We start from the raw sequence: 18,974 nt of genomic DNA, 5'->3' as shown, positions 1-18,974 counted from the left end.
ACTTACCCGACAAGGAATTTCGCTACCTTAGGACCGTTATAGTTACGGCCGCCGTTTACCGGGGCTTCAATTCAATGCTTCGCGTAAAGCTAACATCTCCTCTTAACCTTCCGGCACCGGGCAGGTGTCAGGCCCTATACTTCATCTTTCGATTTCGCAGAGCCCTGTGTTTTTGATAAACAGTCGCCTGGACCTCTTCACTGCGGCCCATCCGAAGATGGGCGACCCTTCTCCCGAAGTTACGGGTCGATTTTGCCTAGTTCCTTAGCCATGAATCTCTCGAGCACCTTAGAATCCTCATCCCAACCACCTGTGTCGGTTTACGGTACGGGCTGCTTCACTCGCTTTTCTTGGAAGGATCTCCTCTGGATTATCACCGTGGCCGTAGCCGTAGTGTACTATCACAACCTTAACAGTTGCTTCAACGTGCTATTCCGTCAGCACGCACCAAACTTGATCCTCCGTCACTTTTAACGTGAGCAGGTACAGAAATATTAATCTGTTGTCCATCCACTACCCCTTTCGGGTTCGCGTTAGGTCCCGACTGACCCCCGGCTGATTAGCATGGCCGGGGAAACCTTGGTCTTTCGGTGTGCGGGTTTCTCGCCCGCATTATCGTTACTTATGCCTACATTTTCTTTTGTAACCAATCCAACATACCTCACAGTACATCTTCAACTTTGTTACAATGCTCCCCTACCCATCTTAAAGATGCCATAGCTTCGGTAGTATGTTTATGCCCGATTATTATCCATGCCGGACCGCTCGACTAGTGAGCTGTTACGCACTCTTTAAATGAATGGCTGCTTCCAAGCCAACATCCTAGCTGTCTGGGCAGTCCAACCGCGTTTTTTCAACTTAACATACATTTGGGGACCTTAGCTGATGGTCTGGGTTCTTTCCCTCTCGGACATGGACCTTAGCACCCATGCCCTCACTGCTGATCAACATTTTATAGCATTCGGAGTTTGTCAGGAATTGGTAGGCGGTGAAGCCCCCGCATCCAATCAGTAGCTCTACCTCTATAAAACTATAAATCAACGCTGCACCTAAATGCATTTCGGGGAGTACGAGCTATTTCCGAGTTTGATTGGCCTTTCACCCCTACCCTCAGGTCATCCCAAGACTTTTCAACGTCAACGGGTTCGGTCCTCCACTATGTGTTACCACAGCTTCAACCTGCCCAAGGGTAGATCACACGGTTTCGCGTCTACTCAACCTAACTAAACGCCCTATTAAGACTCGCTTTCGCTACGGATCCGATGCTGAACATCTTAACCTTGCTAGATAAAGTAACTCGTAGGCTCATTATGCAAAAGGCACGCCGTCACCCCCAAAGGGGCTCCGACCGCTTGTAAGCGTATGGTTTCAGGGTCTATTTCACTCCCTTGTTCAGGGTTCTTTTCACCTTTCCCTCACGGTACTGGTTCACTATCGGTCTCTCAGGAGTATTTAGCCTTAGCGGATGGTCCCGCCAGATTCATACAGGGTTTCACGTGCCCCGCACTACTCAGGATACCACTATCTATAACATTCTTTACCTATACCGGGCTATCACCGTCTATGGCCACGCTTTCCAACGTGTTCTAATTCATTATGCATAAAATGTTGTGGTCCTACAACCCCGGGCCTGCCGTAACAGAACCGGTTTGGGCTAATCCGAGTTCGCTCGCCGCTACTATCGGAATCACTATTGTTTTCTCTTCCTCCGGGTACTTAGATGTTTCAGTTCCCCGGGTTTGCCTCCTTGCGGATACTTGACCTTCAATCAAGTGGGTTGCCCCATTCGGATATCTGCGGATCAACTTGTATGTGCCAATCCCCGCAGCTTTTCGCAGCTTATCACGTCCTTCATCGCCTCTGAGAGCCTAGGCATCCCCCATACGCCCTTATTTAGCTTATTGTACTTCTTGCTCTTATAAGGACTATAGTTATTACACTAAGCCTTTTATTATTGTATTCTAATGAGTTCTATCTATAACTTTAATTAACTATTACTAGTAAACTAAAAATTTGTTTCTCTCGTATTCTTATTATTTCCCAATATGTCAATGAACGATCGCGAGTCGCGATAGACAATTAAATCATCTATGCTGCTCACTGCAAGCTCTGAAGATAATATTTCATATCTCCAGGCATTGCCTGGTGGAGAATATCGGAGTCGAACCGATGACCTCCTGCGTGCAAGGCAGGCGCTCTAGCCAGCTGAGCTAATCCCCCATTTTTTATAGCCGGCAGTTTCAGTATTCAGTACACAGTCTTAATTACTGCTAACTGCTCCTGCTTACTGCAAACTGGGTTACCCAACTTCTAAAATTTCCTTCAATTTCTGTTTATGAACTTCCTCTAAAACAAAGTCTGTGACTCTAATCTTAAAGATATCCGCCTGCGCGGATAGTACTTTCGCAGCATAGCTGCTTCAAGTAGTCTCAGGCAGACTCGAACTGCCGACCTCTACATTATCAGTGTAGCGCTCTAACCAGCTGAGCTATGAGACTGTCCTATTAATCAATTGAATGGTCCTGAAATAAATTCAGGACCATCAACTGAAAAATATCTTGAATTGACAACTAAAAACTAAAACGAATCCTTTCCTTATAGTCGTGGCTTTGTCTGCTAAGCAGCAAAGCTCTAGAAAGGAGGTGTTCCAGCCGCACCTTCCGGTACGGCTACCTTGTTACGACTTAGCCCCAGTTACCGGTCTTACCCTAGGCCGCTCCTTGCGGTGACGGACTTCAGGTACCCCCAGCTTCCATGGCTTGACGGGCGGTGTGTACAAGGCCCGGGAACGTATTCACCGCATCATGGCTGATATGCGATTACTAGCGATTCCAGCTTCACGGGGTCGAGTTGCAGACCCCGATCCGAACTGTGATAGGTTTTATAGATTCGCTCCGCCTTGCGACGTGGCTGCTCTCTGTACCTACCATTGTAGCACGTGTGTGGCCCAGGACGTAAGGGCCGTGATGATTTGACGTCATCCCCACCTTCCTCACGGTTTGCACCGGCAGTCTGGCTAGAGTTCCCGACATTACTCGCTGGCAACTAACCACAGGGGTTGCGCTCGTTATAGGACTTAACCTGACACCTCACGGCACGAGCTGACGACAACCATGCAGCACCTTGTAATCTGTCCGAAGAAAAAGGTGTTTCCACCCCTGTCAGACTACATTTAAGCCCTGGTAAGGTTCCTCGCGTATCATCGAATTAAACCACATGCTCCACCGCTTGTGCGGGCCCCCGTCAATTCCTTTGAGTTTCATTCTTGCGAACGTACTCCCCAGGTGGGTTACTTATCACTTTCGCTTGGCCACCCAGCCCTCAATTAGGCCGGACAGCTAGTAACCATCGTTTACGGCGTGGACTACCAGGGTATCTAATCCTGTTCGCTCCCCACGCTTTCGTCCATCAGTGTCAATATATTGTTAGTAACCTGCCTTCGCAATCGGTATTCTATGTAATATCTATGCATTTCACCGCTACACTACATATTCTAGTTACTTCACAACAATTCAAGACTAACAGTATCAATGGCAATTCTACAGTTAAGCTGCAGACTTTCACCACTGACTTATCAGTCCACCTACGGACCCTTTAAACCCAATGATTCCGGATAACGCTTGCACCCTCCGTATTACCGCGGCTGCTGGCACGGAGTTAGCCGGTGCTTATTCTTACGGTACCGTCATCGTGCTACACGTAGCACTTATTCTTCCCGTATAAAAGCAGTTTACAACCCATAGGGCAGTCTTCCTGCACGCGGCATGGCTGGATCAGGCTTTCGCCCATTGTCCAATATTCCTCACTGCTGCCTCCCGTAGGAGTCTGGTCCGTGTCTCAGTACCAGTGTGGGGGATCTCCCTCTCAGGACCCCTACCTATCGTTGCCTAGGTGTGCCGTTACCACACCTACTAGCTAATAGGACGCATGCTCATCTTGTACCGTAACCTTTAATATAAAATTGATGCCAATTCTATATACTATGGAGGATTAATCCAAGTTTCCCTGGGCTATACTCCAGTACAAGGCAGATTGCATACGCGTTACGCACCCGTGCGCCACTCGTCAGCGGAAAAGCAAGCTTTTCCCTGTTACCGTTCGACTTGCATGTGTTAGGCCTGCCGCTAGCGTTCATCCTGAGCCAGGATCAAACTCTTCATCGTAGTGTCTTTAATAATATCCCACGATATAAGGAAATTTAATCACACTCTTAAAGAGTGCTCAAAATGGTCGTTCTAGTTTTAATTCAATCCTGATAATTATCAGGACGCGTTGTCAATTCAATATGTCAAATAACTTTTCTCCTTAATGAATAAAGAAGAAATCTCTGCTAAGTGTAAGGGAATCGAACCCTGTTTCTAAATCACCAAATCACTCTGTTTCAATGTGCGTTGCTCCCCTCGAAAGCGGCTGCAAATATACAACCTTTTTTGAATAACAAAGAAACTTTTTTAAAATTATTTTTTCTTTTGTTTAGCAACTCTTTTAAGGAACGTAAACCGCTTTTTTATCAGCGATTTTGGAGCGGCAAATATAGAACGAATATCCTATCCCGCAAGCACTTTTTAAAAACTTTTTTTCAAGTATTCAACTAGACCCTTATTGCCAATTACTTAGGACTGAAAATAATTTTAAAATTTTCTAAAATACCAGCTTAAGAAACACTTCTACTCAACCGAACATCCGAGTAAAAACCGCAAATCCCTTGATAATTCCACAAAAAAACGTCGAAATGCAATTAGGCGTCCTAGACTATCAACTTTAAATTTTTCTCCCAAACTTTATTTTCAGCACAAGACATCCTTCTTCAAGACGTCAACAACCGAAAAAAGTCCAATCAAAATATGCCTTTTAAACTCAAAAGAAGCACCCTCACCTATGGCTTAGCGATGGAGCGGCTTGTTTGAGCTCTTTTTTACGACCGCAGGGAAGTGAAAAAAGCGAGTAGCGACAGCGCGGTGATTGCCTAAAGCAATCAAAGCCCCCTAAATAAAACACAACTCATACCTTATATATGACAATTGAGTGCTTTATACTTTTTGATCTGCTTTGACCTGTATAGTTTAGCTCTACTATTCACTTATACACGATTTATTATGAAAACTCTTTTTACTCTTTGTTTATTAGCTATAAGCACTTACGCCTTTTCTCAGGAGCCGGTTAACCTTACAGTTACTGTCACTAATGCGACAAGTGATGAAGGTACTGTCCAATTTGGTCTTTATAGTCAAGACAATTTTATGAAAGCACCGCCATTAGAAAGTGCGAGTAGTAGTATTAAAGACGGAAAGGCATCTATAGTATTTGAAAATCTTGAACCGGGTGTCTATGCCGTAATCTGTTTTCACGACGCCAACGGCAATGATAAAATGGATTTTGAACCCAACGGGATGCCTAAAGAATCTTACGGCACTTCAAATAATATTATGACTATGGGACCTCCAAATTGGGATGCCAGTAAGTTTGAGCTAGGAAAGGAATCTACTGCTATTGAAATTCGGTTTTAGATTGCACACTATACCGACCGGGATTTAAATCAAAAGTTTTTATTTTCCTTTTGTTTTTCATTAAAAAACCAAATGGTCATTCTATTTTTGAACTATAATATATACGTATGACCATTACACAACTGAAATATGTTTTGGCAGTTGCCGAAAATCAAAATTTCACCAAAGCGGCCGAAAAGACTTTTGTCACCCAGCCTACTTTAAGTATGCAGATTCAAAAGCTGGAAGACGAGCTGGATGTTTTGATTTTTGACCGAAGCAAAAAACCTATTGAACTCACCGATGTGGGTCAAAAAATCGTTCAGCAGGCTCGCAATATTGTTAATGAAGCCAATCGCATCAGCGATATTGTTGATCAGCAAAAAGGTTATATAGGCGGAGAATTTAAGCTGGGGGTGATCCCAACGGTGATGCCTACCCTCCTACCGATGTTCCTGCGGAACTTCATCAAAAAATATCCCAAGGTAAAACTGAAGATTGAAGAGCTACCGACTGAAACTATTATAGAGCGGCTTGAAGAAGGACATCTGGATGCAGCCATTGCAGCAACACCACTGATGCTGCAAAATATTAAAGAGCGCCCTTTGTATTATGAACCTTTTGTGGCCTATATGCCTGAAAACCGGGAGCTGGAGGTTAATGAAAAGATCGATGTTTCAAGCCTGGATCTTGATCACATGCTGCTATTAGAAGACGGACATTGTTTTAGAGACGGGGTTATCAATCTCTGCAAAACCAACCGTAATTATGATGATGAGATTTTCTCACTAGAGAGCGGAAGTTTTGAAACGCTGGTAAAACTTGCTAATGAAGGCCTGGGAATGACTTTACTGCCTTATTTACATACCTTAGAGATCAAAGAATCAGAGCGGAAACACCTGCACCATTTTAAAGACCCGGCTCCGGCTCGTGAAGTAAGTCTCTTATATCATAAAAGCGAGTTGAAAATGCAAATCATTGAAGCTCTGCGCACCACCATTGCCGGGGTGGTGAAAGGAGCCATTACCTTTCAAAATGTGCAAATCATCAGTCCGTTGCCACAGGGCAAGCAAAAGAATTAAAAAAGAAAAGGCTTCTCGTTTGAGAAGCCTTTTGATTTATACATTAAGATAAATAATACATTGATTTAATTCGGGATTTGCCTTGGTCAGGTCCTGAATCCAAACTCGTAATTCCTCAATTTCATAAGGAAGTAAACGTTTTGCAGCTTTTTGTAATTCTTTGCAAAAAAGCACACTATCAAAACTCACTTTTTTTAAAACAGTTTTGGTGTACTCAAACATTGCTCTTGCCATATTTGAATTGTTTTTGGTTAAAGTATTGTTTAAGTAGTTTTGGGTCGAATATGATTTGGTTTTTATTTTAAAGACTCTTAAAAATAGCTTTTTAATTCATAACAAATTGTTAAAATCTGAAAAACCTATCAACCAAATAGGGATTAAAATCGATTATCGCCATCCAGCAAATCGCCAAGTCCTCCCAGGATACTGCCTTCCCCTTTATCTTTACCACCTCCCTGCGGTGCTGCTGCCCAAACGCGTTTAGCCAGACGGCTAAAAGGTAAGGACTGTACATAAACAGTTCCGGGACCGGTGAGGGTTGCAAAGAACACACCTTCACCGCCAAAAAGCGTATTTTTAATACCGCCTACAAACTCAATATCGTAATTTACCGTATGGTCAAAACCTATGATACAGCCGGTGTCCACTTTAAGCTTTTCACCTGGATGTAATTCTTTTTTAAAGGTTGTACCGCCGGCGTGAACGAAAGCCATCCCGTCGCCATCAAGGCGTTGCATAATAAAGCCTTCTCCACCAAAAAGTCCGCGGCCCAGTTTTCTGGAAAACTCGATTCCAATTGATACACCTTTAGCTGCGCATAGAAAAGCATCTTTTTGACATATAAAGCGACCTCCATTTTTAGAAAGGTCAATAGGAATGATTTTACCGGGATAGGGTGAGGCAAAGCTTACGCGCTTTTTGCCCATCACGGTATTGTAATAAACCGTCATAAACATGCTTTCCCCGGTAAGCAGTCGCTTTCCGGCACCGAAGATTTTATTTAATAAGCCGGTGTCGTTCTTTGAACCGTCGCCAAAAATGGTTTCCATCCTGATCCCGTCTTCCATCATCATAAAGGTTCCGGCTTCGGCAATAACGCCTTCCTGAGGATCGAGTTCGATCTCTACATATTGCATTTCTTCGCCGAAAATCTGATAATCTATTTCGTGTGCTTCCATAGTATATTCGTTTTTGATTGGATTGGATTTAACCAATAAGTAGCGCGAAATTTGGTTTTGTTACAATAGCTTTTTCAATCCAATCAGAAAAATTCAGAAAAAAAGGAAGAGAGGAACAATCAGATGTATGAACAATTCCGGATTCAAATTCTCGAACTCGAATTGAATTTTGAGCTTTGAACTTTGAATTATTAACGCTTAACCCTTACTGTCCATTCAAAATCAAAGGTGCTTACCACTACCCCATCCTGGTTTGTACCCACACTTTGCATCCAGAAGGTTTGGCCCTCTCCGGTTTCTACCGTGGCGCGAATGGCCTCTTCGATCTTATCTCCATCTTTACAGACAAAGGTAATTTTACCGGTTGCTTTCTTGGTAAACGAAGCCTTGTTGTTGGCGACCAGCATCGAGATTTTATGACCGCTGTTGCGTATTTGATCAATAACCATAGTTCCGGTGCTTAACTCCGCAGCCATACCCTGCACTGCCCAAAACATCGAATTAAAAGGATTTTGATTAATCCACCGGTGCGTTACGGTTGTGGTACAACTTGTCGCAGAAATTTTACGCACCCGCACACCACAAAGCCAGGCAGACGGCAGCTTAAACATTAAAAAAGTATTGAATTTCCCTGCAGTAACAGCCATAACTAGTGATTTTAGACTCCAAAAATAGACTTCTAAAATGACATTCCACAGCTTTTTAATATGTTAAGTAAAAGTTAATTTTTAGTACTTTGCATTGCATAATACCTTTTTTTAGATATATATTTGCATAAGAAATTAATAAGCAATGGAAACTAGCATTACCACAAGTCAGAAAAACACCGCTACTTTTATACACCTTTCGGTGTTTAGTCAGTTCCTTTTTACGTTAGGAAATTTTATTGCGCCGCTAATAATCTGGGCAGCTTTAAAACGGGATTCGCTATTTGTAGAAAATCACGGAAGACGGGCCCTGAATTTTCAGATGAGTACCTTTCTCTACGCCATCGGCTTAGTTCTTATAGCCATTCCCTTTCTGGTTTGGCAAGGTCTTATAGCTGCCGGGGAACAAGGCTATATCAGCGAGGAGACTTTTGACAACATGGTTTTTCCGGGACAGGCCAGCGGACTCATCATTACCGCACTGGTATTTGCCCTGCTCCTGCTCGCGTTATTTGTCATCACGCTATTCTCGGTTATTTCGGCCGCAGTAAGTGCCAGTAATGGAGAAGAATACAAATACCCGCTTAGTATCAACTTTTTAAAACCGCTTAAGTTTTCTGAACAGGAAACCGCTTCAGCCTCATCAACTGAAGTTTAGGCAACCATCATCAATCAATTTCCGCTTTGCGGAACAAAACGAACAGTTATTAATCGCTTAACAATGAGAATCTATGAAGATTGAAAACACAAAGGCGCAGATGCGTAAAGGTGTTTTGGAGTACTGCATTCTTTCTATCTTAAAAGATGAAGATGCTTACGTAGCCGAAATACTAGACACGCTCAAAGACGCCAAGCTACTGGTAGTTGAGGGTACCATTTACCCGCTTCTAACCCGTCTTAAGAATGCCGGCTTACTCAATTACCGCTGGGAAGAATCAACTAGCGGGCCTCCCCGTAAATACTACGGTCTTACCGATACCGGCAAGCTCTTCTTAAATGAACTATCATCAACCTGGGACGATCTTCAAAAGGCCGTAACCCTGGTAACCAATCAAAAAGCTAAAAACAATGAATAAGACAATTAATATAAATCTAGCAGGCTTGTTTTTTCATATTGATGAAAACGCATACGCCAAATTGCAGCGCTATCTTGATGCCATAAAACGCTCGTTTACCGATGCTCAGGGTCGCGACGAGATCATTCAGGATATTGAAGCCCGAATAGCGGAGCTTTTTACTGAACGTATCAAAACCGAACGTCAGGTTATAGGTCTGGCCGATGTAGATGAAATCATCAGCATTATGGGGCAGCCCGAAGATTATCGTCTGGACGAAGAATTGTTTGAAGACGAACCTGCCAAAAAACAAAGATACACTCAGGAATCGGGTAAAAAACTCTATCGGGATACTGAAACATCCTATATAGGTGGAGTTTGTGCCGGGCTGGGTCATTATTTTCAGATTGATGCCGTCTGGATCCGCATCGCACTGATCCTGCTCACCATATTCTCATGGGGTGGTTTTGTATTGATTTATATCGCTTTCTGGATTTTTGTTCCGGAAGCGAAAACCACCTCAGAAATACTGGAAATGCGGGGAAAGCCCGTCAACATAGACAATATTCAGCGTAAGGTCAAGGAAGGTTTTGACTCGGTTGCCGAATCGGTAAAAAATGTTGACTATGTTAAGTATGGAAACAAAGCTCGTGAAGGAGCAGGTTCGGTTGCCGGTACGCTGGGCAAGATGATCATGTTTGTACTTAAAGTGTTTGTCAAATTTATAGGCATACTGCTTATCCTCATTGGCGGAACCACCCTGATTGCTCTTTTTGTTGGCTTATTTACTGCAGGGAGTCTGGACTTTTTTGGGGGCAGTATCGCAGATTACGTAGAGATGGCAAACACCTCGGGAGCTCCGTTTTGGTTTCTGGTGATTCTGACCTTTATCGCAGTAGGTATACCCTTTTTCATGCTGTTCTATCTGGGCTTACGCATCCTGGTTACTACACTTAAAAGATTAAGCCTTACGGCGAAATTAAGTCTGCTCGGGATTTGGCTTGTAGCTTTAATTACAATTGCCGTTCTAGGCGTACGTCAGGGAATTGCGACAGCTGTAGAAGGGGAATCTGTCACGACTGAAGTTTTACAAATTCAACCCAGCGATACCCTGACCGTCAAGATGAAAACGCAAAACAAATATGGTGCAGATAAATACCACAACCGCAACTGGAAAATTCGCACCGATGCAGAGGGTAATAAAGTAATTTACAACAGAGATGTAGAGTTGAGCATTCAGAAAAGTGATTCTCCGGAAGCTAAGCTGATCATTAAGAAAATCGCTCAGGGAAGCTCGTATGACGACGCTCAGGCTCGTGCAGAGAACATCGTGTACAATTTTGAAACAGAAGGAAACACCTTGCTGCTTGACAATTTCTTTGTTACAGAGCTGAAGAATAAATTCAGAGATCAGCAGATAGATCTTATTCTGGCGATCCCTGAAGGAATGACCTTGTTTACCGATGAAAACGTCGCAAGCTATCACAGAAATTGGTATTCTGATCTATTAGATCGCAAATCCATAGGTCATCATACGATTATGCAGGATTCCAAACTCGTCTGTACAGATTGTCCTCCTGAGGAGGTTAAAGCAGAATCTAATGACTGGGAATATTCAGAAACCGTTGAAGATACTACGGTAACCAATAATCCTGCTGAGTACAAAGAACAGGTTGCTCCTGATCGCGATGCGGTTCAGGTTCAGGAAACTGTAACAAAACGGGATTCTATAGACTAAAGAAGTAAACCAAATTCATCAACCAAAAAAACAATCAAAAATGACAACACTAATCAAAATTATCGTCACTGCACTTACTGCAGCATGTATGACCTCCTGTAATTTCAGTTTTGAAATGGGGCAAATAGAAGGTACCGGGAATGTAAAGACTAAAGACCTCAACATGACTCAGGCTTTTACGAAAGTGCACAGCAGCAACGGCTGGGATGTAGTACTTCAAAAAGGAACCTCTCCTTCAGTAACCGCAGAACTCGATGAGAACCTCTTCGAATATCTGGATGTACATTATGAAGGAAGTACCTTACGTATAGAAACTACAGACAATTCAAACATAGGCAGTGCGACTTCCAGAAAGGTTTTCGTCACCTACGTAGATGCTCTCGAAAGCTTAAAAGCCAGCAGTGCTTCAACAATTATTGCGGAAAGTACGCTGACCGGAAGTCATATTGATCTTGATGTTTCGAGTGCCGGAACGATTAAGATTCCGGTAGAAATACGAGAGATCAATGCCGAAGCCAGTAGCGCCGGAACTCTTGACCTTAATGGCGAAGCGCAGAGCCTCAAGTTTGAAGCCAGTTCGGCAGGCACCATCAATGCCAAAGATTTAAAAGCACAGGTATGTAATGCTCAGGCTTCAAGTGCCGGAACGATTAAAGTTTACGTAACCAAAGAACTCGAAAGTCAGGCTTCAAGCGGTGGTGACATCAACTACTGGGGTGAGCCTGAGAAAGTAGCAGTTTCTGAAAGTTCAGGGGGTGACGTAAGTAAACAATAGCGAATTCCATCAATCAAAAATCAATCAGTTAAAAACCGCCTTAGATCTTAAGGCGGTTTTGCTTTTGGTCTCAATTGTAAATTTTACAATTCTAAGTGCGGTTTACCTTCAACTTATCGAAATTGCTATATTTGAGTTTTTACTAATCCGCTCCTTTGGCTTTATTACATTTTATACGTTTTAAAAACCTGTTGATGATCCTGCTCACTCAGGTATTGGTGCATTACGGCTTTTTAAAAGCGCTAAATATTCCGGTTGCACTTACTGATATTCAGTTCTGGATGTTAGTTACAGCTACCCTTTGTATAGCTGCGGCCGGCTACATCATCAACGACATCAATGATATCGATAGCGATCGCATCAACAAACCCGCTAAAACCTATATCCCCAAATATTTTTCAGAATCGGGCGCGTTTAACCTGTACCTCGCTTTTAATATTGGCGGTGTGGGACTTGGCTTCTTGCTGAGCTATCAGATGGGATTGACCAATTTCGCTACTGTTTTTGTTCTCATTTCGGCATTGCTTTACGTGTACGCCAACTTTTTAAAACGGGTCATTTTGGTGGGAAACCTCGTCGTAAGCATCGCGGTAGCAGCTTCTATTTTTATCCTGATCATTTACGATATGCTTCCGCTGCTCAACCAGTATCGGGAAGAACTTGTAACGCCTGTTTCTGTACTCAGAGACTACGGGCTTTTTGCGCTGATGCTTAATTTCTTACGGGAAATTATTAAAGACATCGAAGACGCACGCGGTGATCACGCCGTAGGAATACAATCCCTGCCTATTGCACTGGGTTTAGAACGTACTGCGAAGCTTTCGGCTTATATCGCTGTGGTGTATATTTTTACAATTCTGGGATATATCTACGTATGGCTGCAAACAAACGTATGGACTTCGATCTACCTGGTTGCTGCAGTGGTTGTTCCTCTGGTTTATTTTTGTATCAAAGCCCGCTATGCGGATAAACAGGCTCATTACGCACACCTTTCTTCAGTATTAAAACTGATCATGTTCCTAGGGATTTTAAGTTTAGGTGTATTGACGTTGACTTTAAAATTTTGAACATGCTCCAACACCTCCTTAAATCCAAAAAACTCATTCTCGCTTCACAATCGCCACGCCGGCAGGAATTACTCGCTGCGCTGGAAGTGAATTTTGAAGTCCGTCTTAAGCCGGTTGATGAATCCTTCCCTTCCGGTATGCAACCCGGTGAAATCGCGGAATACATTGCCCAAAAGAAAGCGGCTGCTTTTGAAGCAGATTTACAGGCTGACGAAATTCTGATTACCGGAGATACGCTTGTTTTTAAGAATACGGAGGCTCTGGGCAAACCCATAGATGCTGCAGAAGCTAGGCAGATGCTTCAGCTGTTGAGCGGTACTTCACACGAAGTTATTTCTTCCGTTTGCGTGACGACCTCAACTCAACAAGTTGTAGGTCACGATAAGGCTACGGTTCATTTTAGAACATTTACAGAAGCTGAAATTTCGCATTATATCAATACCTATAAACCTTTTGACAAAGCCGGTGCCTACGGTATTCAGGAGTGGATAGGCCACGTGGCTCTTCAGAAATTAGAAGGTTCGTACAACACGGTGATGGGCTTGCCCACACACCTGCTATATGATTTGCTAAATAAGGTGGTAGTCTAAAGACTTTTAGTAATTTAGATAAAAATTACGCCATGCAAAAAAAGCTGTTTTCCTTGAGTTCGTTATTCCTGTTCCTGTTCACATTGCTACTCTTTTCGTGTAAAAATCAGGAGAATTTTGAGTCCGTAGCCCGCGCTGAAGACCGCCAGCTTTCTCAGGAATTTAAAGACTATTGGTATTCCGGCGAAGCCGAAATCACTTCCTATCAATTAAAACAACCCCGATATGGCGAATTGCGCAGTGGTGAGGCGGTTTTGATCTTTGTTACCGAAGATTTTCTACCAAAGGTTCAGGTAAAAGCCAATGCGCAAAACCCCGATAATATTCCGGTTTTAAAACTGAATACCACCAAAAATTACGTGACGGGCATCTACCCCTACTCGATTATGACGAGTTCCTTTTTGCCTTTAAACGCCAAAAATCACGCCATCAAAGTCACTAACAGCACTCAGGAATGGTGCGGGCAAATGTACACCCAGCTCAATAATCGCGGGGAATATTACGTAGAATCACACACCTATTTTGAAGGAGAAGCCGATCAAAAATTTACCTTACCCCGTGGTACGGTTGAAGATGAAATCTGGGCACTTCTGCGGATTGACCCCAAGGAGTTGCCTCAGGGAACAAAAAAGATCATTCCATCTATTGAATACCTGCGTCTGCACCATCTCGAACTCAAACCTTACAAAGCGGTTTGCACCTTGTCAAACGGCAGCTACAGCATTGATTACCCTGAGCTCAGCCGCACGCTTACCATCAATTTTGAGAAGGCTTTCCCCTACGCCATCACCGGCTGGACCGAGCGTTTTCCTAGCGGAAATAGCGAGATGACCGCTACCGCCACACGCATCAAATCGCTTAAAACGCCCTATTGGAAACAGAACGCTGAAAAATTCACTTCCTTACGAGATAGTCTGGGGCTTTAGAATTGTTAAAGAAGCTTTAATAGAATGGGCTTAGATAGCGTTTTACCTATCTTTGAGAGCATCTCAAAAATCACTAAACCTGACCTTATCATGCGCTTTTTAATCGCTATGCTCTGTTGTGTTTCCTTACAGTTACACGCTCAAAAACCCAAAAAGCCATCCTCTTCTGAAATTTATGAGCAGCTGCAGCAGCTTAATTTTTTAGGCACCGCCTTATACCTTGCGGCGCATCCTGACGATGAGAACACCGCATTAATTTCGTATTTGGTCAACGACGTTCACGCACGCACCGGCTACCTTGCCCTTACACGGGGTGATGGAGGGCAAAATTTAATTGGTCCTGAAATCAGAGAACTTCTGGGCGTCATCCGTACGCAGGAATTGCTGGCGGCACGCCGCACCGATGGTGGCGAACAGCGTTTTACGCGCGCAAATGATTTTGGTTATTCTAAAAACCCCAAAGAAACGCTGGAGTTTTGGGAGAAAGATGAAGTGCTACGCGACGTGGTTTGGGCGATTCGCAATTTTAAACCCGATGTAATCATCAATCGTTTTGACCATCGCTCTCCCGGAAGCACTCACGGACATCATACGCTCTCTGCGATGCTGGGCGTACAGGCTTTTGATTTGGTAGGCGATGCTTCGGTTTTTCCCGATCAGTTGAAGTATACCGAAACCTGGCAACCCAAACGCCTATTTTTCAACACGTCTTGGTGGTTTTACGGCAGCCGTGAAGCGTTTGAAGAAGCCAACAAAGACAATCTGGTTTCAGTTGACGTGGGCGGCTACTACCCTGCTTATGGACTCAGCAATACCGAAATTTCGGCCCTCAGCCGCAGTCAGCATAAATCGCAGGGTTTTGGCAATACCGGTTCGCGTGGCGAGCAAATAGAATACCTCGAACTGCTTAAAGGAGACCTGCCTTCAAACGGAAATCTTTTCGAAGGGATTGACACTTCATGGAATCGCGTTCAGGGCGGTGCTGCAATCGGCGAAATTCTAAATGAGGTTGAAGCAAATTACGATTTTAAAAATCCGGCGGCGAGTTTACCGGGTCTGCTTAAAGCCTATCCACTTATTCAAAATCTGGAAGATGCACACTGGCGCGAACTCAAAACCAAACAACTTACCCAGCTCATCAAAGCCTGTGCAGGTCTGTATGTAGAAGCCGCGACAGGCCAACAAACCGCAGTGGCTAATGAAAACATAAGCCTCAATCTGGAAGCCATCAACCGTAGTGAATTCCCTATAACGCTGCAAAGTGTTGTATTGCCTGGCGGCGAAAAAATTGAAGTATTAGAAAACCTGGTATTCAATAGCGACTTTGAAAAACAGGTAAACATCAATACCGGTGCTGCCGATCTTACAACGGCGTATTGGCTGAAAGAAGAAGGTTCGGTAGGAATGTATAAGGTTACCGATCAAAGACTCATTGGTCTGCCCGAAACACCCCGGGAGTTTAAAGCGATTTTCAATCTGCAAATGGGAGATCAGTTTATCCCGATAGCGACTGATTTGGTGTACAAATACAACGACCGTGTAGATGGAGAGGTTTATGAGCCTTTCGAGATAGTTCCGGAAGCTTCGGTAGCCGTGAAAGATCCGGTGATCATTTTCGCGAATGCGCAACCCAAAACCATTACCGCTGAAGTCACGGCTTATATTTCCAATCTTAAGGCTCAGGTTGCGCTAAAGGTGCCACAGGGCTGGCAAGTAAGCACACCTCAGCAAATTAGCATTGCTCAGAAAGGGGAAACCAAAGGAATTGATTTTACGGTTACGCCACCTGCAAATGCCAGCGAGGGCGAACTCAAACCGCAACTGCAAATCAATGGAAAGACCATCACTACGAAAACGGTCACGATAGATTACGATCACATCCCCTTACAAACTCTGGTACTGCCCTCCACCAATAAACTGGTACGGCTAGATATCGCTAAAAAAGGAAATTATATAGGCTATATCGCAGGCGCCGGAGACGTGATCCCCGAAAGTTTACAGCAAATAGGGTATACGGTTGTGACGGTAGATCCAGATCAAATCACTGCAGAAAATCTTGCGGAATTTGACGCTGTGGTAATGGGTGTACGGGCATACAACGTCGTTGAAGAACTTCAGTATAAACAACCCATCCTGCTCGATTATGTAAAAAATGGAGGGACCATGGTGGTACAGTACAATACCGCCCGGGGTTTTGATTTCCCAAATCTGGGGCCTTACCCACTTGAGTTAAGCAGCGACCGGGTTACCGATGAAACCGCAGAAGTAAAAATCCTCGATCCCAATGCAGAGGTTTTAAACTATCCCAATAAAATAACCCAAAAGGATTTTGAAGGCTGGGTGCAGGAGCGCGGTCTGTATTTTCCGGATCAATACGACGCGTCTTACGAGCCGGTGATTTCCATTGGCGACGAGGGCGAAAAACCCAGCGAAGGGAGTTTACTGATAGCTAAATACGGAGAAGGTCATTATATTTATACCGGCCTCAGCTTTTTTAGAGAGCTACCCGCCGGAGTTTCTGGGGCGTACCGGCTTTTTGCCAATATGCTTTCGATAGGAAAGAACGACCAAAAAATCAAACAATGATAGAACCAAAACGAGAAGGCTGGTCTAATTTTTACACGCTTGTACTCGTGCTGAACGTGGTGTACATCATTGTTTTTTTTATACTTATGAATACTTACGCCTCCTGATATGCAAGATATAGACTGGATTGTTCTTGTTGCTACACTCGCCTTTATCGTTATCTACGGTGTTTACCGAACGCGCGGGCGTAAAAATGTGCAGGATTACATACGCGGAGGTAATGAATCGAAATGGTGGACGGTAGGTCTTTCAGTAATGGCGACTCAGGCCAGTGCCATTACATTTCTAAGTACACCGGGGCAGGCTTTTAATGACGGAATGGGCTTTGTTCAGTTCTATTTTGGGCTTCCCATCGCAATGGTCATCATCTGTCTATTCTTTATTCCCATTTACCACCGCCTGAATGTCTATACCGCTTATGAATATCTCGAAAACCGCTTTGATCAGCGCACGCGCTCTCTGGCTTCAGGTTTGTTTTTGCTTTCCCGTGGTCTGGCAGCCGGGATAACTATTTTTGCACCTTCCATAATTCTATCAGCCGTTTTGGGCTGGGATCTCAATACCCTAAACATCATTATTGGTTCGCTGGTGGTGATTTATACCATTTCGGGAGGAACCAAAGCAGTTACCGTCACCCAAAAGCAACAAATGGCGGTCATCTTTTTAGGGATGTTTGTCGCCTTTTTCCTCATCATCAGCTACCTGCCGCAAGACATCAATTTTGCCAATGCATTAGAAATCGCCGGAGCCAGCGATAAGATGAACATCCTCGACTTTTCGTTTGACTTTGATAACCGCTACACTGTATGGAGCGGTATCTTGGGTGGTACATTCCTGATGCTTTCTTATTTTGGAACCGATCAAAGTCAGGTACAGCGCTACCTGAGCGGGAAGTCGATGCGCGAAATGCAGCTGGGTATGATTTTTAACGGCATACTAAAAGTACCGATGCAGTTCTTTATTCTGCTGGTTGGGGTTATGGTTTTTGTGTTTTATCAATTCAATCCTACCCCGCTCAATTTTAACCCTGCTGCGACTCAGGCTGTACAGGGTACACCATTCGAAAAGGAATACAACCTGCTTCAAAACGAACTTAACGAATTGCGCTCAGACAAGTCTGAACTCAGTCACAAAGTTGTCTCTTCTCCGGAGGCTTCGATAAGGCAGCCCGGCGGCAGCGGCGAAGTTTCAGTTTCTGAGGCTTTACGGGAAATCAATCAAAAAGAGGATGCCATTCGTGAAAAAGCCCGTATGGTAATAAGCCAGGCTGATAAAAATGTAGAAACTAATGATAAAGATTATGTCTTTATCCATTTCATCTTAAACAATTTGCCGCGTGGTCTTATAGGTCTATTACTCGCTGTGATACTTTCGGCAGCGATGTCATCTACCGCCTCAGAGCTTAATGCGCTTGCCGCTACGACTACAGTAGACTTTTACCGGCGCAATCTGGATGAGGAGAAAGACGAAGCCCACTTTGTAGGAGCCACCAAGTGGTTTACGCTAAGCTGGGGAATTCTGGCCATTTTAATCGCCTGTACCGCAAACTTATTTGACAATCTCATTCAGCTGGTAAATATCATTGGTTCTATTTTTTACGGAACGATTCTGGGGATATTTATGAGTGCCTTTTTCATCAAAAAAATCAAAGCCAAAGCGGTCTTCATTTCTGCTCTGATCACACAAGGCGTGGTTATTCTACTCTTTAGCCTTGATTATTATGAAGTGATCAGACTGCCCTATTTATGGCTCAATTTTGTAGGTTGTGGTCTGGTTATTTTATTGGGGCTGATTTTACAAAGCTCCCTCGGCACCAAAGACAAACAACTAACAAACTAAACTAA

At 43.8% G+C, this 18,974-nt stretch carries 14 protein-coding genes, 2 tRNA genes and 2 rRNA genes (1 of these 18 running past the window's edge); 11 read left to right on the top strand and 7 right to left on the bottom strand.

What is annotated here, in order from left to right; all coding sequences use genetic code 11:
- The 4 genes from CJ305_RS11740 to CJ305_RS11725 form a co-directional block, all read right to left on the bottom strand.
- Positions 1 to 1,903 (bottom strand): 23S ribosomal RNA (locus CJ305_RS11740) (its annotated part extends 604 nt beyond the left edge of the window); the annotation flags it as partial.
- Between the two features lie 240 nt (positions 1,904 to 2,143).
- Positions 2,144 to 2,220, bottom strand: a tRNA-Ala gene (locus CJ305_RS11735).
- Positions 2,221 to 2,424: 204 nt separating this feature from the next.
- A tRNA-Ile gene (locus tag CJ305_RS11730) sits at positions 2,425 to 2,498 on the bottom strand.
- Positions 2,499 to 2,635: 137 nt separating this feature from the next.
- Positions 2,636 to 4,163, bottom strand: a 16S ribosomal RNA gene (locus CJ305_RS11725).
- Between the two features lie 933 nt (positions 4,164 to 5,096).
- Here CJ305_RS11725 and CJ305_RS11715 point away from each other — a divergent pair.
- Positions 5,097 to 5,507, top strand: coding sequence for a DUF2141 domain-containing protein (locus tag CJ305_RS11715; protein ID WP_099646473.1), 411 nt, complete (start codon positions 5,097 to 5,099; stop codon positions 5,505 to 5,507).
- Positions 5,508 to 5,614: 107 nt separating this feature from the next.
- A complete protein-coding gene (locus tag CJ305_RS11710) occupies positions 5,615 to 6,568 on the top strand; it encodes a hydrogen peroxide-inducible genes activator (protein WP_099646458.1) in 954 nt (317 codons plus the stop codon).
- A gap of 36 nt (positions 6,569 to 6,604) precedes the next feature.
- On the opposite strand, the gene CJ305_RS11705 is transcribed toward CJ305_RS11710, so the two are convergent.
- The 3 genes from CJ305_RS11705 to CJ305_RS11695 form a co-directional block, all read right to left on the bottom strand.
- The gene (locus CJ305_RS11705; protein ID WP_099646457.1) at positions 6,605 to 6,802 is read right to left on the bottom strand and encodes a hypothetical protein; all 198 of its coding nucleotides are present in this window, start codon (positions 6,800 to 6,802) and stop codon (positions 6,605 to 6,607) included.
- A gap of 143 nt (positions 6,803 to 6,945) precedes the next feature.
- A complete protein-coding gene (locus tag CJ305_RS11700) occupies positions 6,946 to 7,746 on the bottom strand; it encodes a TIGR00266 family protein (protein WP_099646456.1) in 801 nt (266 codons plus the stop codon).
- Positions 7,747 to 7,937: 191 nt separating this feature from the next.
- A complete protein-coding gene (locus tag CJ305_RS11695; protein WP_099646455.1) occupies positions 7,938 to 8,393 on the bottom strand; it encodes a DUF4442 domain-containing protein in 456 nt (151 codons plus the stop codon).
- A gap of 145 nt (positions 8,394 to 8,538) precedes the next feature.
- On the opposite strand from CJ305_RS11695, the gene CJ305_RS11690 reads away from it, so the two are divergent.
- The 9 genes from CJ305_RS11690 to CJ305_RS11650 all read left to right on the top strand — a co-directional run bounded on the left by CJ305_RS11690 (position 8,539) and on the right by CJ305_RS11650 (position 18,969).
- Positions 8,539 to 9,051, top strand: coding sequence for a DUF4870 domain-containing protein (locus CJ305_RS11690; RefSeq protein WP_099646454.1), 513 nt, complete (start codon positions 8,539 to 8,541; stop codon positions 9,049 to 9,051).
- Between the two features lie 73 nt (positions 9,052 to 9,124).
- Positions 9,125 to 9,469: a PadR family transcriptional regulator gene (locus tag CJ305_RS11685; protein ID WP_099646453.1), complete on the top strand. Its 345-nt coding sequence runs from the start codon at positions 9,125 to 9,127 to the stop codon at positions 9,467 to 9,469.
- Positions 9,462 to 11,186 (top strand): PspC domain-containing protein, encoded by a 1,725-nt coding sequence (locus CJ305_RS11680; RefSeq protein ID WP_099646452.1) that lies wholly within the window; start codon positions 9,462 to 9,464, stop codon positions 11,184 to 11,186. The genes CJ305_RS11685 and CJ305_RS11680 overlap by 8 nt, the downstream gene beginning before the upstream one ends.
- Before the next feature lie 40 nt (positions 11,187 to 11,226).
- Positions 11,227 to 11,961: a head GIN domain-containing protein gene (locus CJ305_RS11675; RefSeq protein WP_099646451.1), complete on the top strand. Its 735-nt coding sequence runs from the start codon at positions 11,227 to 11,229 to the stop codon at positions 11,959 to 11,961.
- Between the two features lie 155 nt (positions 11,962 to 12,116).
- A complete protein-coding gene (locus CJ305_RS11670) occupies positions 12,117 to 13,028 on the top strand; it encodes a geranylgeranylglycerol-phosphate geranylgeranyltransferase (RefSeq protein ID WP_143469379.1) in 912 nt (303 codons plus the stop codon).
- 2 nt (positions 13,029 to 13,030) lie between these two features.
- On the top strand, positions 13,031 to 13,618 hold the full coding sequence (locus tag CJ305_RS11665; protein ID WP_099646449.1) for a Maf family nucleotide pyrophosphatase: 588 nt from the start codon (positions 13,031 to 13,033) through the stop codon (positions 13,616 to 13,618).
- A gap of 32 nt (positions 13,619 to 13,650) precedes the next feature.
- A complete protein-coding gene (locus tag CJ305_RS11660; protein ID WP_099646448.1) occupies positions 13,651 to 14,544 on the top strand; it encodes a septum formation inhibitor Maf in 894 nt (297 codons plus the stop codon).
- A gap of 90 nt (positions 14,545 to 14,634) precedes the next feature.
- Positions 14,635 to 17,130, top strand: a complete 2,496-nt coding sequence (locus CJ305_RS11655; protein WP_099646472.1) for a PIG-L family deacetylase — start codon at positions 14,635 to 14,637, stop codon at positions 17,128 to 17,130.
- A 108-nt stretch (positions 17,131 to 17,238) separates the two neighbouring features.
- A complete protein-coding gene (locus tag CJ305_RS11650) occupies positions 17,239 to 18,969 on the top strand; it encodes a sodium:solute symporter family protein (protein WP_099646447.1) in 1,731 nt (576 codons plus the stop codon).
- The last annotated feature ends 5 nt before the right edge of the window (positions 18,970 to 18,974 follow it).

The sequence above is a fragment of the Leeuwenhoekiella nanhaiensis genome (assembly GCF_002744755.1).
Lineage (GTDB): Bacteria > Bacteroidota > Bacteroidia > Flavobacteriales > Flavobacteriaceae > Leeuwenhoekiella > Leeuwenhoekiella nanhaiensis.
This window is presented reverse-complemented; position numbering and strand designations above follow the sequence as displayed.